This window comes from Pseudomonas sp. S3_B08, from assembly GCF_054667725.1.
Genome location: NZ_CP162750.1, coordinates 254,758 through 273,153, shown reverse-complemented (window position 1 = coordinate 273,153; position 18,396 = coordinate 254,758). Strand labels below are relative to the sequence as shown.

General features: G+C 60.3%; 17 protein-coding genes. 14 read left to right on the top strand and 3 right to left on the bottom strand.

Going from position 1 to position 18,396, the window contains the following annotated elements; all coding sequences use genetic code 11:
• Window positions 1–107 precede the first annotated feature (107 nt).
• Window positions 108–2,390 (top strand): putative bifunctional diguanylate cyclase/phosphodiesterase, encoded by a 2,283-nt coding sequence (locus AB4N73_RS01310; protein WP_423663499.1) that lies wholly within the window; start codon window positions 108–110, stop codon window positions 2,388–2,390.
• Here AB4N73_RS01310 and AB4N73_RS01305 read toward each other — a convergent pair.
• A complete protein-coding gene (locus AB4N73_RS01305) occupies window positions 2,281–3,177 on the bottom strand; it encodes an NAD(P)-dependent oxidoreductase (protein WP_460142841.1) in 897 nt (298 codons plus the stop codon). The two genes, AB4N73_RS01310 and AB4N73_RS01305, sit on opposite strands and share 110 nt — an antisense overlap.
• Window positions 3,178–3,373: 196 nt before the next feature.
• Between AB4N73_RS01305 and AB4N73_RS01300 the strand changes: the two genes are divergently transcribed.
• Window positions 3,374–5,572, top strand: a complete 2,199-nt coding sequence (locus AB4N73_RS01300; RefSeq protein WP_460142840.1) for a hypothetical protein — start codon at window positions 3,374–3,376, stop codon at window positions 5,570–5,572.
• 282 nt (window positions 5,573–5,854) lie between these two features.
• Here AB4N73_RS01300 and AB4N73_RS01295 read toward each other — a convergent pair whose 3' ends face one another.
• Entirely contained in the window at window positions 5,855–6,160 is a 306-nt protein-coding gene (locus AB4N73_RS01295; protein ID WP_016771353.1) for a DUF2288 domain-containing protein, read from the bottom strand.
• 351 nt (window positions 6,161–6,511) lie between these two features.
• Here AB4N73_RS01295 and AB4N73_RS01290 point away from each other — a divergent pair, with 351 nt between their 5' ends.
• The 9 genes from AB4N73_RS01290 to AB4N73_RS01250 all read left to right on the top strand — a co-directional run bounded on the left by AB4N73_RS01290 (window position 6,512) and on the right by AB4N73_RS01250 (window position 14,250).
• Window positions 6,512–7,639 carry a branched-chain amino acid ABC transporter substrate-binding protein gene (locus AB4N73_RS01290; protein WP_016771354.1) on the top strand — a complete coding sequence of 376 codons (1,128 nt, stop codon included), beginning with the start codon at window positions 6,512–6,514 and terminating at the stop codon, window positions 7,637–7,639.
• A gap of 229 nt (window positions 7,640–7,868) precedes the next feature.
• Window positions 7,869–8,792 carry a high-affinity branched-chain amino acid ABC transporter permease LivH gene (gene livH, locus AB4N73_RS01285; RefSeq protein WP_016771355.1) on the top strand — a complete coding sequence of 308 codons (924 nt, stop codon included), beginning with the start codon at window positions 7,869–7,871 and terminating at the stop codon, window positions 8,790–8,792.
• Complete coding sequence (locus AB4N73_RS01280; RefSeq protein ID WP_016771356.1) at window positions 8,789–10,045, top strand: high-affinity branched-chain amino acid ABC transporter permease LivM; 1,257 nt, start codon at window positions 8,789–8,791, stop codon at window positions 10,043–10,045. Before livH ends, AB4N73_RS01280 begins: the two co-directional genes overlap by 4 nt.
• A complete protein-coding gene (gene livG, locus AB4N73_RS01275; protein WP_016771357.1) occupies window positions 10,042–10,809 on the top strand; it encodes a high-affinity branched-chain amino acid ABC transporter ATP-binding protein LivG in 768 nt (255 codons plus the stop codon). Before AB4N73_RS01280 ends, livG begins: the two co-directional genes overlap by 4 nt.
• Window positions 10,810–11,511, top strand: coding sequence for an ABC transporter ATP-binding protein (locus tag AB4N73_RS01270; RefSeq protein WP_003222380.1), 702 nt, complete (start codon window positions 10,810–10,812; stop codon window positions 11,509–11,511).
• Between the two features lie 292 nt (window positions 11,512–11,803).
• Entirely contained in the window at window positions 11,804–12,109 is a 306-nt protein-coding gene (locus AB4N73_RS01265; protein WP_016771358.1) for a BufA1 family periplasmic bufferin-type metallophore, read from the top strand.
• A gap of 25 nt (window positions 12,110–12,134) precedes the next feature.
• Complete coding sequence (gene bufB / locus AB4N73_RS01260) at window positions 12,135–13,022, top strand: MNIO family bufferin maturase (RefSeq protein WP_460142839.1); 888 nt, start codon at window positions 12,135–12,137, stop codon at window positions 13,020–13,022.
• Window positions 13,019–13,777 carry an HvfC/BufC N-terminal domain-containing protein gene (locus tag AB4N73_RS01255; RefSeq protein ID WP_460142838.1) on the top strand — a complete coding sequence of 253 codons (759 nt, stop codon included), beginning with the start codon at window positions 13,019–13,021 and terminating at the stop codon, window positions 13,775–13,777. The genes bufB and AB4N73_RS01255 overlap by 4 nt, the downstream gene beginning before the upstream one ends.
• A complete protein-coding gene (locus AB4N73_RS01250; RefSeq protein WP_460142837.1) occupies window positions 13,774–14,250 on the top strand; it encodes a DoxX family protein in 477 nt (158 codons plus the stop codon). Before AB4N73_RS01255 ends, AB4N73_RS01250 begins: the two co-directional genes overlap by 4 nt.
• 98 nt (window positions 14,251–14,348) lie before the next feature.
• On the opposite strand, the gene AB4N73_RS01245 is transcribed toward AB4N73_RS01250, so the two are convergent.
• Window positions 14,349–15,263, bottom strand: a complete 915-nt coding sequence (locus AB4N73_RS01245) for a LysR family transcriptional regulator (RefSeq protein ID WP_056783386.1) — start codon at window positions 15,261–15,263, stop codon at window positions 14,349–14,351.
• A 104-nt stretch (window positions 15,264–15,367) separates the two neighbouring features.
• Here AB4N73_RS01245 and AB4N73_RS01240 point away from each other — a divergent pair, with 104 nt between their 5' ends.
• From AB4N73_RS01240 to AB4N73_RS01230, 3 genes are all read left to right on the top strand, one after another.
• Window positions 15,368–15,967, top strand: coding sequence for a short chain dehydrogenase (locus AB4N73_RS01240; RefSeq protein ID WP_071174609.1), 600 nt, complete (start codon window positions 15,368–15,370; stop codon window positions 15,965–15,967).
• Between the two features lie 60 nt (window positions 15,968–16,027).
• Window positions 16,028–16,681 carry a COG3650 family protein gene (locus AB4N73_RS01235; RefSeq protein ID WP_460142836.1) on the top strand — a complete coding sequence of 218 codons (654 nt, stop codon included), beginning with the start codon at window positions 16,028–16,030 and terminating at the stop codon, window positions 16,679–16,681.
• A gap of 96 nt (window positions 16,682–16,777) precedes the next feature.
• Window positions 16,778–18,391, top strand: a complete 1,614-nt coding sequence (locus AB4N73_RS01230) for an NAD(P)/FAD-dependent oxidoreductase (protein ID WP_460142835.1) — start codon at window positions 16,778–16,780, stop codon at window positions 18,389–18,391.
• The last annotated feature ends 5 nt before the right edge of the window (window positions 18,392–18,396 follow it).

Below are 18,396 nucleotides of genomic sequence, written 5' to 3'. Positions count from 1 at the left end.
CACCAATGTGCCACTACGCCTTGCAGCGTGAAAACCGCCTCTATACTCCATCCATTCGCCTGCGTTGATTGACGCACGGGCCAGATGAATCCGAGACGGGGCATGCTATGGAGTGGCTTGGTTTGCAGTTTGTTGCCGAGCTGCCGGCGAGCGGGCAGATTCTCCTCGATTGCAGCCACAACCCTTTGTTGGTGATGGTGGCCTATCTGGTCGCCTGCGCGGCGAGCTTCGCCACCCTGGACATGGCAGAGCGCCTGGTGCATGCCGAAGATCCGGGGTCGCGGCGAATCTGGCGCTGGATCGGCGCGACCTGCCTGGCCGGCGGCATCTGGGCCATGCACTTCATCGGCATGTTGGCCTTCCAGACCCCCATCGATATTCAGTACGACCTCGGCATCACCCTCTTGTCGTTACTGATCGCCCTGCTCGCCTCGTGGCTGGCCATGCATACCCTCAGTGAGGTGCAGCCGAGCGCGTTGCATTGCCTCAAGACCGCATGTGTCATCGGTTTGGGCATCGCCGGCATGCATTACGTCGGCATGGCCGCGATGAAGTCGAGCGCCACCGCCTACTATCAGCCAGGGCTGTTCGCGCTGTCGGTGCTGATTGCCATCGGCGCCAGTTTCACTGCGCTGTGGGTAGCCCGCTATTTGAGCGAAGGCAGCGGCGTCGCGCATCAATTGCTCAAGTACAGCGCGGCGCTGATTCTCGGTGCCGGCATCATCAGCATGCACTTCACCGGCATGGCTGCGCTGGATCTGGTGCTTCCCGAAGGTGCCCTGGCAGCGAGCGGCAGTGAAACCGGGCATTTGCAACTGGGCCTGACCGTGGCGCTGATCATCCTGTTGATTCTCGGCAGTGCGATCAGCGCCGCCCTCGCCGACAAGAAACTGCAGAACAAGGAAAACGACCTGCGCCGGGTCAACGCCTTGCTCAGCCAACTCGATCAGGCGCGCATGTCCCTGCAGCAAGCGGCCAATTACGACGCGCTGACCAATCTGATCAACCGCCGTGGTTTCAACCAGATGTTCGCCGAAAAACTCAGCCAGAAAACCAGCGAGGGCGGCATGCTCGCGGTGATGTTTCTCGACATCGACCACTTCAAGCGCATCAACGATAGCCTCGGCCATGATGCCGGTGACGCGCTGCTCAAAGTCATCGCCCAACACATCAAGAGCTCAGTGCGCAGCCATGAAGACGTGGTCGCGCGTTTTGGCGGCGACGAGTTCTGCATCCTCATCAGCCTGCGTGACCGCGAAGAGGCGCGCGGTATGGCGCAGCGCATCATGCACAAGATGAAAGAGCCGATCGAACTGGCCGGCCGGCGCATGGTGATGACCACCAGCATCGGCATCAGCCTGTTCCCAGAAGACGGCACCACTTGCGAAGAGCTGCTCAAACACGCCGACCTGGCCTTGTACCAATCCAAAGGCGCCGGGCGCAACGGTCTGCACTTCTTCAATTCCAGCCTGAAGACCCGCGCCAGTTTCGAGCTGCAACTGGAAGAAGAACTGCGCAGTGCGCTACGGCAAGACAACGCGCTGATGCTCTACTACCAGCCGATCTTCGAAGTGAAAACCGGACGCGTGACCAAGCTCGAGGCGCTGATTCGCTGGCAGCATCCGGTTCACGGTTTGCTCACACCGGATCGCTTCATAGGTATCGCCGAGAACAACGGTTTGATCGCCGAACTGGACAATTGGGTGCTGCGCCGCGCCTGCAAGGATCTTGGCGAGCTGTCGCGGCATGGTTGTGCCGAATTGAAAATCGCCTGGAACTGCTCGCCGCTGAATCTGGCGCGCGAAGAGCTGGCCGAGGAGATCGAGCACGCCTTGCACACGGCGGGCGTTGCCCCGGAACGCCTGGAACTGGAGGTCACCGAAAACGCGTTGATGGGCAATATCGCCGACACTCTGGTGCTGCTGCGGCAAATCCGCGCCCTCGGTGTGTCGCTGTCGATCGATGATTTCGGCACCGGCTATTCGTCGCTGGCCTACCTCAAGCGCCTGCCGCTGAACACCCTGAAAATCGACCGCTCGTTCATCCTCGACATTCCCACCGCCACGGCGGACATGGAGATCGTGCAGGCGATCATCGTCATGGCCCACACCCTGCATCTGCAGGTGGTCACCGAGGGCGTCGAGAGCCTGGAGCAATATGAGTTTCTCGAGCGTTCGGGCTGCGACTTCATTCAGGGTTATCTGCTCAGCCGCCCGGTGCCGCTGGACGAATTGCGCGCGGTGCTCGATGAAATCAACCAGCGCAAACCCGTCCTCGGGGTCAATCCGTTGAGTCTGGCGCGCGATACATTTGCACCAGCGTCGCTGGATCCTTCGCTAAAAAGCCTTGCGCCCCATGCAGGCGCATCAATTGTGCGGCCAATCCGCTGATTGGCGTCGCCGAGCCCTGCTCGCGGGAAAATTTCACTGCTGTGTCGAGATCCTTGAGCAGCGTGCGCACGTGCCACTTGACCGGTTCGAAACGGCTTTCGGCCATTTGCGGCGCAAGGATCTGCAACGGCTTCGAATCAGCAAAGCCACCGGCCAGCGCCTCGGCGATCAGACTGGCATCGACCCCGGCCTGTTCGGCCAACGCCACCACTTCGGCAATCACCAGCGCATTGCACGCGACGATCATCTGGTTGCAGGCCTTGGTCACCTGGCCGGCGCCAACGCCGCCCATGTGCGTGACGCGCTGACCGAGGTTGAGCAGCACCGGGCGCACGCGCTCAAGATCTGCCGCTGCACCACCGACCATGATTGCCAGACTGCCGGCCTCGGCGCCCACCACGCCGCCGGACACTGGTGAATCGAGCCAGCCCATGGCGGTTTTCTCGGCCAGCGCTGCGGCCATCTCGCGAGTCGCGGTCGGTTCAAGACTGGAGAAATCCACCAATAGCTGGCCGTTTTTCGCACCTTCGGCAACACCGCCAGTGCCAAACACCACTTCACGCACCACGGCGGTATCGGCCAGGCACAGCATAACGATGTCGGCGTGTGCGCACAGTTCGGCAGGGCTCGATACCTGGCGGGCGCCGGCCGCAACCAGCGGTGCGCACTTGTCCGGGTTGCGGTTCCACACCGCCAACGGGTAACCCGCCGCCAGCAGACGCCGGCACATGGGCAGGCCCATCAGGCCGATTCCGGCAAACCCCAACGAAGGTAGCGTTGACATCATTTCGCCTCTTTTCGATTAAAGATCACCGAATCATGGCCGATTCATCAACGATCAGGAAAGGATTCCGCCCGGCGATCAGACCAGCCAGCACTACGACGCCCGGGCCGTATTCGCGCACACAAGACGCGAGATCTTATTCCGTGAGGTTCGCCGGCACTGTTCGGCGGGCCAACCCAGTCCAGGTAAATGGCGCACCATGACCTCTAAAAACAACCCCGCCAGTGCAACAGCCGATCTGACCCTGAGCCCCGCCGCGAACAGCGCGTCATCATCCAGGCCGACGCCGCCTTCGCGCCCGCTGTCGACCCAGCAATACCTGTACTTCACCGAAACCAACACCGACCGCATCCTCGATAACCTCGACGGCCTGCGCGATTCGGTGTTCCCGCGCTCGGCGCATCAGGAAGGCGACAACGAGCAGCACAACGACCAGGAATTTCCCTCGGTGTGCCTGATCGGCCTCGGCCGCTGCGGCTCCAACATCGCCCTCGACGTGGCGGAGCTGGTGTACAACGCGCGCAAGTTCTACCTCAACGAATTCAACAACGAAGACCGCCCGAGCGACCGACGCCTGGCCGACAAGGGCTACAGCCCAGCGCAGTGGATCAAGAACAATCTGCGCATCGGCACCAGCAAATCGACCAAACCGGTGTTTCTGGTCGAACCGCTGGTGATGCTTGGCGACCTCGACAAGGACATCGCCGGGCGCATCCGTTTCTCGCGCAAGGGCGAGAAAAGCGGCTTTCTGCGCGACTACAGCAAAATGAAGATCATGGACTTGTCCGAAGTCCACGCCGGTGGCGCCGGTAACGCGCCGATCCTCGGCCAGTACCTGGCGAAGATCATCCTCAACAAGGACACTCAGCGCTTCTCCAGCCCTGACTGGAAAATGATCCACTCGTACCTGATCGACAGCTGCGGGATCAAAGCCAACCAGTCGCGCCTGTATTTCTCGATCTTCAGTGCCGGCGGCGGTACCGGTTCGGGCATGGCCTCGGAGTTCGGTCTGGCGCAGCAGCACTCGTACATGAACAAGACCTTCGACACCAAGCCGATGGACGAGCATGACGGCAAGAGCGGCCATTCGTTTGTCTTTGAGCCGATCTTCACCAGCGGCATCTGCGTGCTGCCGAACATTTCCGACCACCGCAGCGAAATGTCCGAAGCGCTGCACATCAACGCCGGGCGCCTGCTCTGCAAGTACCTGTCGGAAGAATGGGATTTCTCCTACAACTTCGCCAACGAAGACAGCAGCGAAGCCAGCGTGATGGGGCGTATCCGCCCGTGGAACGCGATGATGCTGATCTCCAACGACATCATGCGTTACGCCGAAGAAAGCGATGACGGCAATATCCAGAACATTGATGTCAATGCCATGGAGAAGCACGCCAACCAGTACATCTCGCAACAGATCTTCAACATTCTGACGGCGCAGGCAGTCACCACCGACTACGACCAGAACTACTTCCGCCGCGCCGGCATCGACATCGGCGAAACCATCCGCCTGGATGCCAACGACCTGTTCATGAGTCTGGCCGGCCCGGTGGCGATTGCCTACGCCGAATCGGTAGTGCCGGAAACCCCGCCGCCGAGCAGCGACAAGTTCAAGGTCTTCGATAAAGAGCCGCAGCGCCTGAACATCGACGACCTGTTCTTCCGTTCGATCGACCTGCCGCACTTCAACAAGGTCACTCAGGCCATCGAAGGCATCAGCCTGCTGCCGATCGAATCCAAGCGTTATCGCGCTTCGCTTGAGCAGTACAAGAATTCCGGCTACGACGCCGCCGCGCTGCACGATTTGCACTTCTTCAAGAATTGCTCGTCGGTGGTCTCGATCGTCTCGCTGCCGAAAGACTACAAACTGTCGTACATGGATCTGAACCGGTTGAAGACCCACCTCAACAGCCTGTTCCCCAACACCACACTCAAGCGCTACGCGCTGGTGATCGGCGCTTCGGCCAACCTGTCGCTGACCACCCTGATCGCCAAGAGCCCGTGCCTGTCGGACGACTTCCTCACGCTGATCGTGGCGTTCATCAAGCGCTGCTTCGCGAAGAATCCGTACCGTTTCGACGAGACGCTGGATAACTCGATTCTCGACTTCATCATTCAGGAAGACTTCGACGAGGAGCGGATCGACGACCTGCTCAACGAATTCGAAAACCCGGCGAAGATCCTCGATACCAATTGGTACGCGATCAAACCGATGTACGAGAAAAAGTATCGCGAGCTGATCAACGATAAAGACAAGTTCGTCTCGATCAATGACATCCGCCTGTCGCGTGATTGCGTGAAGAAGTCGATCAAGTACCTGCGCGAGATCTACCGCCACCGGATTGGCAAGACCAAGGTGATTTCGCTGAATAACCATACTGGGAAGACGTTCTCGGTCTGATCCAGCAGCGAGTCGCTCCATTCGCGAGCAGGCTCGCTCCCACAGGAAAGTGCATTCCGATGTGGGAGCGAGCCTGCTCGCGAAGGCGCCCTCAACCTCACCGACAAATTCAGCTTACGAACATCCAGAAACAATTAAGCGACCCTCACGCCGCTCAATAAACTGTTCCCGTTACGTTTACGTCACCGTGAGGCGTGGCATTTCTCCACGGCAAGGTGCCATCACGCTACTCCGCTACACACTTGCGGTGCGGCAATCGAGGCACCAAAAGGGTGCAGACAATTAAACGGCCGCCCTTTCCTGGATCAGAATCCACGGCGAAACCACCACGGCCCACAGCTGCGGATCACGTTCGAAAATATCCAGCGCCCGCGTTTCAGACAGCTTGGCGACCTTGTCGTCGGCCAGCCAGGCCGCGACTTTCTCGCCTTCATCCGAGGCCACGGCCTCGGCGGCGGCGATCAAATCCAGGTCAGGGTCGACCCACAATAGGGCACCCTTGGCGAAGAACGGCTCCAGCTCTTTCCAGGTAATAGATGCCGTTTCACCAAGCAGCTTGGCATAGAGGGTGCTAGGTTCTTGATTCATGGGAGCTGTCCGGAAAAGAAATCGACGCGAATGATAACGTCGGTGGTCCGTCAGAAAAACCCGGTTGCAAATCGCTGCACCGAACGAAAAGAGCAGGAACACCAGGGAATGCTGCCTTTTGGGATATATGCCCCCGATTGCCCCGCCGCAATTCTGTCTCTTTCATTCAAAAATGCGACACCCCCAAGTTTTGCCCCGTGGCGCCCGCTTCCCAGTTGATCAAGCGGCGCTCTACACTGTACCGGTACAGTTGCCGGGGCATTTTCCGGAGGGTATCGCAAAGATATCTGACCCGGTTCTGCTGCTACGGCGCCAGAACTCTAAAAAATACAACAGTAAGAGTGGAGCACTATGACTAAGGCTACTAAGCAGATTTCCAAACTGTTTGCCGCTATGGTTCTGGCCGGGGTTGCCAGCCATTCGTTCGCAGCTGACACCATCAAAATCGGTATCGCCGGTCCTAAAACCGGTCCAGTAGCCCAGTACGGCGACATGCAGTTCAGTGGCGCGAAGATGGCCATCGAGCAGATCAACGCCAAGGGCGGCGTCGACGGCAAGAAACTCGAAGCCGTTGAATACGACGATGCCTGCGATCCGAAACAAGCGGTAGCGGTAGCGAACAAGGTCGTCAACGACGGCGTCAAGTTCGTGGTCGGTCACCTGTGCTCCAGCTCCACTCAGCCCGCTTCGGACATCTACGAAGACGAAGGCGTGATCATGATCACCCCGGCTGCCACCAGCCCGGACATCACCGCCCGTGGCTACAAAATGATCTTCCGCACCATCGGTCTCGACAGCGCCCAAGGCCCTGCCGCCGGCAACTACATCGCCGATCACGTGAAACCGAAAGTGGTTGGCGTGCTGCACGACAAACAGCAGTACGGTGAAGGCATCGCCACCGCCGTCAAATCGACCCTTGAGAAGAAAGGCACCAAGGTTGCCGTCTTCGAAGGCGTCAACGCTGGCGACAAGGACTTCTCCGCAATCATCGCCAAGCTCAAGCAAGCCGGCGTCGACTTCGTCTACTACGGCGGCTACCACCCGGAGCTGGGTCTGATCCTGCGTCAGGCTCAGGAAAAAGGCCTGAAAGCCCGCTTCATGGGTCCGGAAGGCGTGGGTAACGACTCGATCACCCAGATCGCCAAGGACGCGTCCGAAGGCCTGCTGGTGACCCTGCCGAAATCCTTCGACCAGGATCCGGCCAACGTTGCCCTGGCTGACGCGTTCAAAGCCAAGAAGGAAGATCCGAGCGGTCCGTTCGTGTTCCCGTCCTACTCGGCAGTGACCGTGATTGCCGAAGGCATCAAGGCGGCCAAGTCCGAAGACGCTACCAAAGTGGCAGAAGCCATCCACGCCGGTTCGTTCAAGACCCCGACCGGCGACCTGAGCTTCGACGACAAGGGCGACCTGAAGGACTTCAAATTTGTCGTGTACGAGTGGCACAACGGCAAACCTAAAACCGAAGTTTCGCCTCAGTAAGGCCTTGCCCGACTGACTGCCAATAAAGCCCACGGCGTGCCGTGGGCTTTGTTTTGCGAATGTATGGGCCGCGCTGGCGTGATCCGCCAGTCGACCCACCTGAAAATCTCAAAACCGTCATCAGCGGTTCGCTGGCAAAACCCGGATTCGAAGTGGATAGAGATCCACGGGGCCGGGCGGGAAAATGACTCCACCAGTGAAATGCGTACAGGTTTTTAGGAGCGCTGTAATGCCTGACCTCTATCACTTCTTCCAACAGCTGGTTAACGGCCTCAACGTTGGCAGCATGTATGCCCTGATCGCCATCGGCTACACGATGGTCTACGGCATCATTGGAATGATCAACTTCGCCCACGGCGAGGTGTACATGATCGGTTCCTACGTGGCCTTCATCGCCATCGCCGGGCTGACCATGATGGGACTCGACAGTGTCCCGCTGTTGATGACCGCGGCGTTCATCGCCAGCATCGTCGTGACCAGTTCCTACGGTTACAGCATCGAACGGATCGCCTACCGCCCCCTGCGCGGCAGTAACCGTCTGATCCCGCTGATTTCTGCCATCGGTATGTCGATCTTCCTGCAGAACACTGTTCTGCTGGCGCAAGACTCCAAGGACAAAGCTATCCCCAACCTGATCCCGGGCAACTTCGCCTTCGGTCCGGGTGGCGCACAAGAAGTGCTGATTTCCTACATGCAGATCGTGGTGTTCGTGGTGACCCTGATCGCCATGCTCGGCCTGACCCTGTTCATCTCCCGTTCCCGTCTGGGCCGCGCCTGCCGCGCCTGTGCCGAGGACATCAAGATGGCCAACCTGCTCGGCATCAACACCAACAACATCATCGCCCTGACCTTCGTCATCGGTGCTGCGCTGGCGGCGGTCGCTGCCGTGCTGTTGAGCATGCAATACGGCGTGATCAACCCTAACGCCGGTTTCCTCGTCGGCCTCAAGGCCTTCACCGCTGCGGTACTGGGCGGCATCGGCAGCATCCCCGGGGCAATGCTCGGCGGCTTGGTGCTCGGTGTAGCGGAAGCGTTCGGTGCCGATATCTTCGGCGACCAGTACAAGGACGTCGTTGCGTTCGGCCTGCTGGTTCTGGTGCTGTTGTTCCGTCCGACCGGCATTCTGGGCCGTCCGGAGGTTGAGAAAGTATGACTAGGAATCTTAAACAGGCACTATTCAGTGCCTTGCTGGTGTGGGCGGTGGCCTACCCGGTACTGGGTCTGAAACTGACCATCGTCGGCATCAATCTGGAAGTGCACAACACCAGCCCTGCGGTACTCGCGACCATCGCGATCTGCTCGGTGCTGATGTTCCTGCGCGTGCTGTTCAACCAGCAGATCAGCAAGGCCTGGCGCTCCTCGCCGGGCATGCCGCTGATCCCGGCCAAGGCCAGCAACTTCCTGACCCTGCCAACCACCCAGCGCTATTTCATCATTGCGCTGATTCTGATCGCCCTGGTCTGGCCGTTCTTCGGCTCCCGTGGCGCGGTGGATATCGCAACGCTGATCCTGATCTACGTGATGCTCGGCCTGGGCCTGAACATCGTCGTCGGTTTGGCCGGTCTGCTTGACCTCGGTTACGTCGGTTTCTACGCCGTCGGCGCCTACAGCTACGCGCTGCTGTCGCATTACTACGGTTTGAGCTTCTGGATCTGCCTGCCGATTGCCGGCCTGATGGCGGCGACGTTCGGCTTCCTGCTGGGCTTCCCGGTGTTGCGTCTGCGCGGCGACTATCTGGCGATCGTGACCTTGGGTTTCGGCGAAATCATCCGTCTGTTCCTGCGTAACCTGACCGACATCACCGGTGGCCCGAACGGCATCAGCAACATCGAAAAACCGACGTTCTTCGGCCTGACCTTCGAGCGCAAAGCCGCCGAAGGCCTGCAGACGTTCCACGAGTATTTCGGCCTGCAATACAACTCGATCAACAAGGTGATCTTCCTTTACCTGGTTGCGCTGTTGCTCGCACTGGCCGCGCTGTTCGTGATCAACCGTCTGCTGCGCATGCCGATCGGCCGTGCGTGGGAAGCACTGCGTGAAGACGAAATCGCCTGCCGCGCGTTGGGCCTGAACCCGACCGTGATCAAGCTCTCCGCCTTCACCCTGGGCGCTGCGTTCGCCGGTTTCGCCGGCAGCTTCTTCGCTGCACGTCAGGGGCTGGTAACGCCGGAGTCGTTCACCTTCATCGAGTCGGCGATCATCCTCGCCATCGTCGTGTTGGGCGGCATGGGCTCGCAACTGGGCGTGATTCTGGCGGCGATCGTGATGATCCTGTTGCCGGAAATGATGCGTGAGTTCAGCGAGTACCGCATGTTGATGTTCGGTGCGCTGATGGTGCTGATGATGATCTGGCGTCCACAAGGTCTGCTGCCGATGCAACGCCCACACATGGAGTTGCGCAAATGAGCCGCGAGATCCTTAAAGTCGAAAATCTGAGCATGCGCTTCGGCGGCTTGCTAGCGGTCAACGGCGTGGCGCTGACCGTCAAGGAAAAACAGGTGGTTGCCCTGATCGGCCCGAACGGCGCCGGCAAGACCACCGTGTTCAACTGCCTGACCGGTTTCTATCAGCCTACCGGCGGCAGCATCCTGCTCGACGGCGAGCCGATCCAGGGCCTGCCGGGCCACAAGATCGCCCTCAAAGGCGTGGTGCGTACCTTCCAGAACGTGCGTTTGTTCAAGGACATGACCGCGGTCGAGAACCTGTTGATCGCCCAGCACCGTCACTTGAACACCAACTTCCTGTCCGGCCTGTTCAAGACCCCGGCGTTCCGCAAAAGCGAGCGCGAGGCGATGGAGTTTGCCGAATACTGGCTGGAAAAGGTCAACCTCAAAGAGTTCGCCAACCGCACCGCCGGCACCCTCGCCTACGGCCAGCAACGGCGTCTGGAAATCGCCCGCTGCATGATGACCCGTCCGCGGATTCTCATGCTCGACGAACCGGCCGCCGGCCTGAACCCGAAGGAAACCGAAGACCTCAAGGCGCTGATCGGTGTGTTGCGCGAAGAGCACAACGTCACCGTGCTGCTGATTGAACACGACATGAAACTGGTCATGAGCATTTCCGACCACATCGTCGTGATCAATCAGGGCACGCCGCTGGCCGACGGTACGCCGGAACAGATCCGCGACAATCCTGAAGTGATCAAAGCCTACCTGGGGGAAGCGTAAATGCTGCAGTTCGAAAACGTTTCCACCTTCTACGGCAAGATTCAGGCCCTGCACAGCGTCAACGTCGAAGTCCGTCAGGGCGAGATCGTGACGCTGATCGGCGCCAACGGTGCCGGCAAATCCACGCTGCTGATGACACTCTGCGGTTCGCCGCAGGCGCACAGCGGCAGCATCCGCTACATGGGTGAGGAACTGGTCGGCCAGGACTCGTCGCAGATCATGCGCAAGAGCATCGCCGTGGTCCCGGAAGGCCGTCGGGTGTTTGCCCGTCTGACCGTGGAAGAAAACCTGTCGATGGGCGGATTTTTCACCGACAAGGGCGACTATCAGGAACAGATGGACAAGGTCCTCGGACTTTTCCCACGCCTGAAAGAGCGTTTCAACCAGCGCGGCGGCACCATGTCCGGCGGCGAACAGCAGATGCTCGCTATCGGCCGTGCACTGATGAGCAAGCCCAAGCTGCTGCTGCTCGACGAGCCATCGCTGGGTCTGGCGCCGATCATCATCCAGCAGATCTTCGACATCATCGAACAGCTGCGCAAGGACGGTGTGACGGTGTTCCTGGTCGAGCAGAACGCCAACCAGGCACTGAAAATCGCTGACCGCGCCTACGTTCTGGAGAACGGCCGCGTGGTCATGCAAGGCACCGGTGAAGCGCTGCTGACCGACCCGAAAGTGCGCGAGGCGTACCTCGGCGGTTGAGTGTTATCGCTGCACAAAAAAACGGCCTTCGGGCCGTTTTTTTATGCCCAAACGAAAAACACCGATCCTCTGTGGGAGCGAGCCTGCTCGCGAAAGCGCTCTGTCATTCAACATTATGGGTGCCTGACACACCGCCATCGCGAGCAGGCTCGCTCCCACGGGGATACTGCTGAATCCGAAATTTTTTATAAATTTCTCGCCCCACCTGTAACGCATCCCCCCACCCGTTCTCTAGAGGGACAAGCAAGCGCAACAGCACTTGCAGAAACCCTGATAAACCTGGAGAAACATCATGACTGCGACTACCCGTACCCTGTCCGCTACCGCCCTGGTTCTGGCCCTCGGTTCCGCTCTGAGCATCGCCACTGTCTCCACCGCCCAGGCCGCCGATGCCAACATGGAAAAATGCTTCGGCGTGGCCATGAAGGGCAAGAACGATTGCGCCGCAGGTGCCGGGACTACCTGCGCCGGCACGGCGAAAATGGACTATCAGGCCAACGCCTGGAAGCTCGTTCCGAAAGGCACCTGCGCCACCACCGAGAGCAAAACCTCGCCGACCGGTTTCGGTCAGCTCGAAGCCTTCAAAGCCAAGTCCTGATCCACGGCCTGCCTGAGTGACGCCCATGTTCAGTCATCACGAACCGTCCCTGCCGCGCACTCAGGCAGCTCGCACCGAGCTCCCTGCCCGCGCCGGGCTGGGGCTCAAGACCGGGCACTTCCTTGATGTGCTCGGCTCCGTACCGGACCTCGGTTTCTTCGAGGTCCACGCCGAAAACTACATGGTGGCCGGCGGCCCGTTTCATCATTTTCTCGGTCTGATTCGCGAACAGTACCCGCTGTCACTGCATGGCGTGGGACTGTCGATCGGTGGCGAAGGCCCGCTGGACAGCCAGCACCTCAAACGCCTCGCCGAGCTGATCGAGCGCTATCAACCGCAAGCCTTTTCCGAACATCTGGCGTGGTCGAGCCACGGCCCGGTGTTCCTCAATGACCTGCTGCCACTGGCTTACGACACGCCGACGCTGAACCGCGTCTGTGCGCACATCGACCAGGTGCAGAACACTCTGAAACGACCGATGCTGCTGGAGAACCCGGCGACCTATCTGGGATTTGAGCACTCGACGATCGACGAGGCCGAGTTCATCGCCGAAGTAATCCGCCGCAGCGGCTGCGGCTTGTTGCTCGACGTCAACAATGTCTACGTGTCGTGCATCAATCATCAGCGCGATCCTTTGGCCTACCTTGATGCGTTACCGCTGCACGCAGTCGGCGAGATTCATCTGGCCGGCTTCGCTGAAGATTGCGACAACCTCGGCGACCGCTTGCTGATCGACGATCACGGCGCGCCGATTGATCCGGCCGTCTGGGATCTGTACCGGCAAGTGCTGCAACGTATCGGCCCGGTGGCGACACTCATCGAACGCGATAATCACGTCCCGACTTTCAACGCATTGCTCGCCGAAGCGCAGCAAGCCGAGACGCTGTTGCGCCGCGCGGAGCGTGCGGCATGAGCACGCAAGCGGACTTCGCCGCCGCCCTGCTCAATGCGCAACTGCCGCATCCCAAGGGCCTGTGCAGCCGCAATGGCGCTGATCCGTCGCGGCGTTTCGCGGTCTATCGCAACAACGTGCAAAGCTCGCTGATCAATGCCCTGGCCGACAGTTATCCGGTGGTGCTGCAATTGGTCGGCGAGGAATTCTTCCGCGCCATGGCGGCGATTTTCGTCCAGAGTCAGCCGCCTCACAGTCCGTTGATGAGCCTCTATGGCGAGGACTTCGCCGACTTCATCGCACAATTCGAACCCATTGCCGGCGTGCCTTATGTCGCAGACGTCGCGCGACTGGAGCACTTGCGTACTGTTGCCTACCACGCCGCCGATGCGCAGCCGATCCGGCCTGAACAAGTCAGTGCCGCGCTGGCCGATCCGCAGTCGCTGAGTGAACTGTGTTTCGAACTGCATCCCTCGCTGCAGCTGCTCGACTCTGCTTTTGCGGTGGTGGCGATCTGGGCCGCGCATCAGCAGGAGCCAAGTCTGGCGGGCATTGGCCTCCATCAAGGCCAGCATGCCCTGGTGCTGCGCAACGGTCTCGACGTTGAGGTGTTCGCTCTTGAGGCGGGTGCGAGCGTGTTCATTGGTCATCTGCTTCAGGGCTCGCCGTTGCTCGCGGCGGCAGAAAACAGCCCGCCGTTCGATCTCGCGCAAACCCTCGCCTTACTGATTGCGCATAACGCGATCACCCAGCTGAATTACAAGGAGTTGCCATGAACGCCTTTATCCTGCGCGTCCTCGCGCTGTTGGAAAAAATCCCGCACAGCCTGATTGCCCTCATCGCGCGTTTTTCCATCGCTGCGGTGTTCTGGAAATCCGGGCAAACCAAGGTCGAAGGACTGGCCGTCGATTTGATTGACGGCACTTTTGAACTGGGCTGGCCACGTTTGGCCGATTCGACGATTCCGCTGTTTCAGAGCGAGTACAACCTGCCGCTGCTGTCGCCGGAAATTGCCGCGCATCTGGCGGCGTTTGCCGAGCATGTGTTTCCGCTACTGATCCTGCTCGGCTTCGCCACACGATTTTCGGCGCTGGCATTGCTCGGCATGACGTTGACTATCCAACTGTTCGTCTACCCGGATGCCTACCCGACCCACGGCACCTGGGCGGCGGTGTTGCTGTACCTGATGGCGACCGGGCCCGGCAAATTGTCGATCGATCAGCTGATTGCCCGCCGTTTCCAAGGCTGACCTGAAATTGTAGGAGCTGCCGAAGGCTGCGATCTTTTGATCTTGCTTCTAAAAATCAAAAGATCGCAGCCTTCGGCAGCTCCTACACAGGTTCGGTGTCAGCGCTGGAGTCGATCCAGCGCCTCGCCACTGCGCTTGAACCAGCCCATCAAATAATCCGCCAACACCTGCGTGCGCTTGGGCAATCCACCCTGATACGGGTGCACCAGATACATCGGCATGCGTCGGGTCTGGTAATCGCGCAGCAACCAGCGCAAGCGGCCGTCAGCCAGTTCCGCTTGCAGTAGATACGACGGCAAACGCGCGATGCCGGCGCCGGACAGCGCTGCTTTCTTCAACAGGCTGTAGTGATTGCTGGCAAACGGACCCGAAACCCGCACCCGCAGCAACTCGTGCTGCTGGTGATACAGCCATTCTTCGCGACCGCTGTAATGGCTGTTGAGCAGACAACGATGCTCGGCCAAGGCATGGGGCGTCGCCGGCTCGCCGAAGCGCTCGAGGTAGGCCGGGCTGGCGCAGGTCATTTCGTGCCACGCCAACAGCGGCTTGGCCACCAGCCGATCGTCATTGGCCACTTCGGCGCGAATCGCCAGATCAAAGCCATCGCGCGACAGATCGCGATAACTGTTGTTCAGCTCCAGCTCGATCTGCACCTCCGGGTATTGCCCGGAAAACTCCAGCAGCAAGCCGTCGAAGAAGGTCTCGCCGAGCGACACCGGAACCGTCATGCGCACGGGGCCGGCCATGTCGTCCTTCAACCGCGCCAAAGCCTGCCGTGCGCGTTCGACCTGGACCACCAGCGCCTGGGCCTGCGGCAGCAGCGCCGCCCCCGCCGCCGTCAGGCTCAAGCGCCGGGTGGTGCGTTGCAGCAATACCACACCGAACTGCGCTTCGAGCTGGCTGATACGCTTGGACAACTGGCCCTTGCTGCAGCCCAACTGCTGCGCCGCAAGGGTAAAACTGCCGGCCTCGATCAGCACGGCGAACGCGGCGAGATCATCCATTTCGCTCATGGATTGTTTCCAAGTGAAAACCAAAGGTTGCCCATTAGTGCGCTTATCCGCGGAAAAAACCACTCTAGACTGAAACCTCATTCACACACATGGGGTACAGCACGATGAAAATTCTGTTGATAGGCGCAGGCGGCACCATCGGCTCAGCGGTGGACAAAGAATTGTCGCAACGCCACGAGGTCATTCGTATCGGCCGCAACAGCGGTGACTTGCAAGTGGATATCAGCGACAGCGCCTCGATCCGCAAGCTGTTCGAACAGACCGGCAAGTTCGATGCGCTGATCTGCGCGGCGGGCAACGTGACGTTCGCAGCGCTGGACGAGATGACTGGGGACAGCTTCGCCCTCGGCCTGAAAGACAAGTTGATGGGCCAGGTCAATCTGCTGCTGATCGGCCGCGAGTTCGCCAATGACGGCGCCTCGTTCACCTTTACCACCGGCGTGCTCAGCCACGATCCGATTCGCAGCGGCGCTTCGGCAGCGCTGGTTAACGGCGCCCTCGACAGCTTCGTCCGCGCCGCCGCCATCGAACTGCCGCGTGGCCTGCGGGTGAACTCGGTGAGCCCGACCGTGCTGACCGAAGCCCTGGGCAAATACGCGCCTTACTTCCGTGGCTTCAAGCCGGTTCCTGCCGCGGAAGTGGCATTGGCCTACGCGAAAAGTGTCGAAGGCCTGCAAACCGGTCAGACGTTTCACGTGGGTTAAGGCCCTTGTGATGAGCGGTCAGGCTGCGTAACGTGGCAGCACTTGTCTGGAGAGCCAAAGATGCGTGTTGCCCGTTCGTTCGTCCTCGTTGCCCTGCTGCCGATGTTTGCCGCCTGCCAGTTGTTCGACGGCCAGCGTGGAAGTGTGTCCCATGCCGGACAGACGCGCATGCAGGGGCAACTGACCGCCGCCGACGGCAAACTGGTGTTCCAGCCGTGCCAGGATCAGCGGCAACTGGTGGTCAACGACATCGGCGGCACCAGCGTCCTGCAAGAGGCCGCTACACTCGCCGACGAACAGGGCAAGCTGTTTGCCGATGTGCGCGGCAAGGTCTCCGGCGACCGTCTCGACCTCGGCCAGTTGTATCGCGTCGAGCGCTCGGGCACGGCCTGCGACGATCCGAATTTCAAACTGCTGATCCTGCGCGCCGCCGGCCATGGCCCGGAGTGGAACGTCAAGGTCAGCGGCAAAGGCATGGTCATCGAGCGCGACGGCCAGGCTCCACTCGCCGTGCCGTATGTGGAAGAGCAACTGGGCGACGGCCGCTTCAATCTCAGCAGCGAAGCCAACAACCAGCGCATCGAATTGTGGGTTGCGCCACAGCGCTGCGTCGACAGCAGCACCGGCAGCGTGCAGCATATGAGCGCCGAGTTGCGTATCGACGGCCAGGTCCAGCGCGGCTGCGGCTATTTCGGCGGCGCGCGCAACGACTGATCGTTTTTCCCCCACGGATCCGCTCGCGGCGGCTTATAATCGCCGCCTTCAAACGCCCTGGCGCAGTTGTGCGCCCCGCGAATCCGGATCCCCGCCATGTTACGAATCACTGAACTCAAGCTGCCAATCGACCATCCCGAAGAAGACCTGCGCGCCGCCATCGTGCAGCGTCTGGGCATCGCCAGCGATGATCTGCTCGATTTCACCTTGTTCAAGCGCAGCTATGACGCGCGCAAAAAGTCCTCCGAACTGTGCTTCATCTACACCATCGACCTCAACGTACGCGACGAGGCCAGAGTGTTGGGCAAGTTTGCCGACGACCGTAACGTCAACGTGGCGCCGGATGTCAGCTACAAATTCGTTGGTCAGGCACCGAGCGATCCGGGTCAGCGGCCGATCGTCGTCGGTTTCGGCCCGTGCGGCATCTTCGCCGGCCTGCTGCTGGCACAAATGGGCTTCAAACCGATCATTCTCGAACGCGGCACCGAAGTCCGTCAGCGCACCAAAGACACCTGGGGCCTGTGGCGCAAAAGCGTGCTCAATCCCGAGTCTAACGTGCAGTTTGGCGAAGGCGGCGCGGGCACGTTCTCCGACGGCAAGCTGTACAGCCAGATCAAGGACCCGAAATTCCTCGGCCGCAAAGTCCTGCACGAGTTCGTCAAGGCCGGCGCGCCGGAAGAAATCCTCTACGTCAGCAAGCCGCACATCGGTACGTTCCGCCTGACCGGTATGGTCGAAAACATGCGCGAGCAGATCCGCGAACTGGGCGGTGAAGTGCGCTTCCAGGAGCGCGTCAGCGACGTGCTGATCGAAGACAGCCAACTGGTCGGCGTGCAACTGGCCAGCGGCGAAACCTTGCATTCGAAGCATGTGGTTCTGGCCCTCGGCCACAGCGCCCGCGACACCTTCCGCATGCTCCATAGCCGTGGCGTGTTCATGGAAGCCAAGCCGTTCTCGGTGGGTTTCCGCATCGAACATCCGCAGTCGCTGATCGACCGCGCGCGCCTGGGCAAGTACGCCGGCCACCCGAAACTTGGCGCGGCCGATTACAAACTGGTGCACCACGCCAAGAATGGCCGTTCGGTGTACAGCTTCTGCATGTGCCCAGGCGGCACCGTGGTCGCTGCGACGTCTGAGCCCAATCGCGTGGTCACCAATGGCATGAGCCAGTACTCGCGTAACGAGCGCAATGCCAACTCCGGCATCGTCGTCGGCATTACTCCGGAAGTCGACTATCCGGGCGGCCCGCTCGCCGGTATCGAGTTGCAGGAGCGCCTGGAATCCCACGCGTTCATCCTTGGCGGCAGCGACTACAAGGCTCCGGCGCAACTGGTTGGCGACTTCATCAACGACATACCATCGACCGAACTGGGCGAAGTCGAGCCGTCGTACAAGCCGGGCGTGGCCTTGGGCGATCTGGCCTTGGCGCTACCGGACTTTGCCATTGAGGCGATCCGTGAAGCCTTGCCCGCGTTCGAGAAGCAGATTCGCGGTTATTCGCTGCACGACGCCGTGCTGACCGGGATCGAGACCCGCACTTCATCGCCGCTGCGCATCACCCGCAATGAGTCGCTGCAGAGCATGAACGTCAAAGGCCTGTTCCCGGCCGGTGAAGGCGCGGGCTATGCCGGCGGGATTCTCTCGGCGGGTGTTGACGGGATTCGCATTGCCGAGGCAGTGGCTCGCGATATCCTCGGACTGGAAGCCTGATCAGC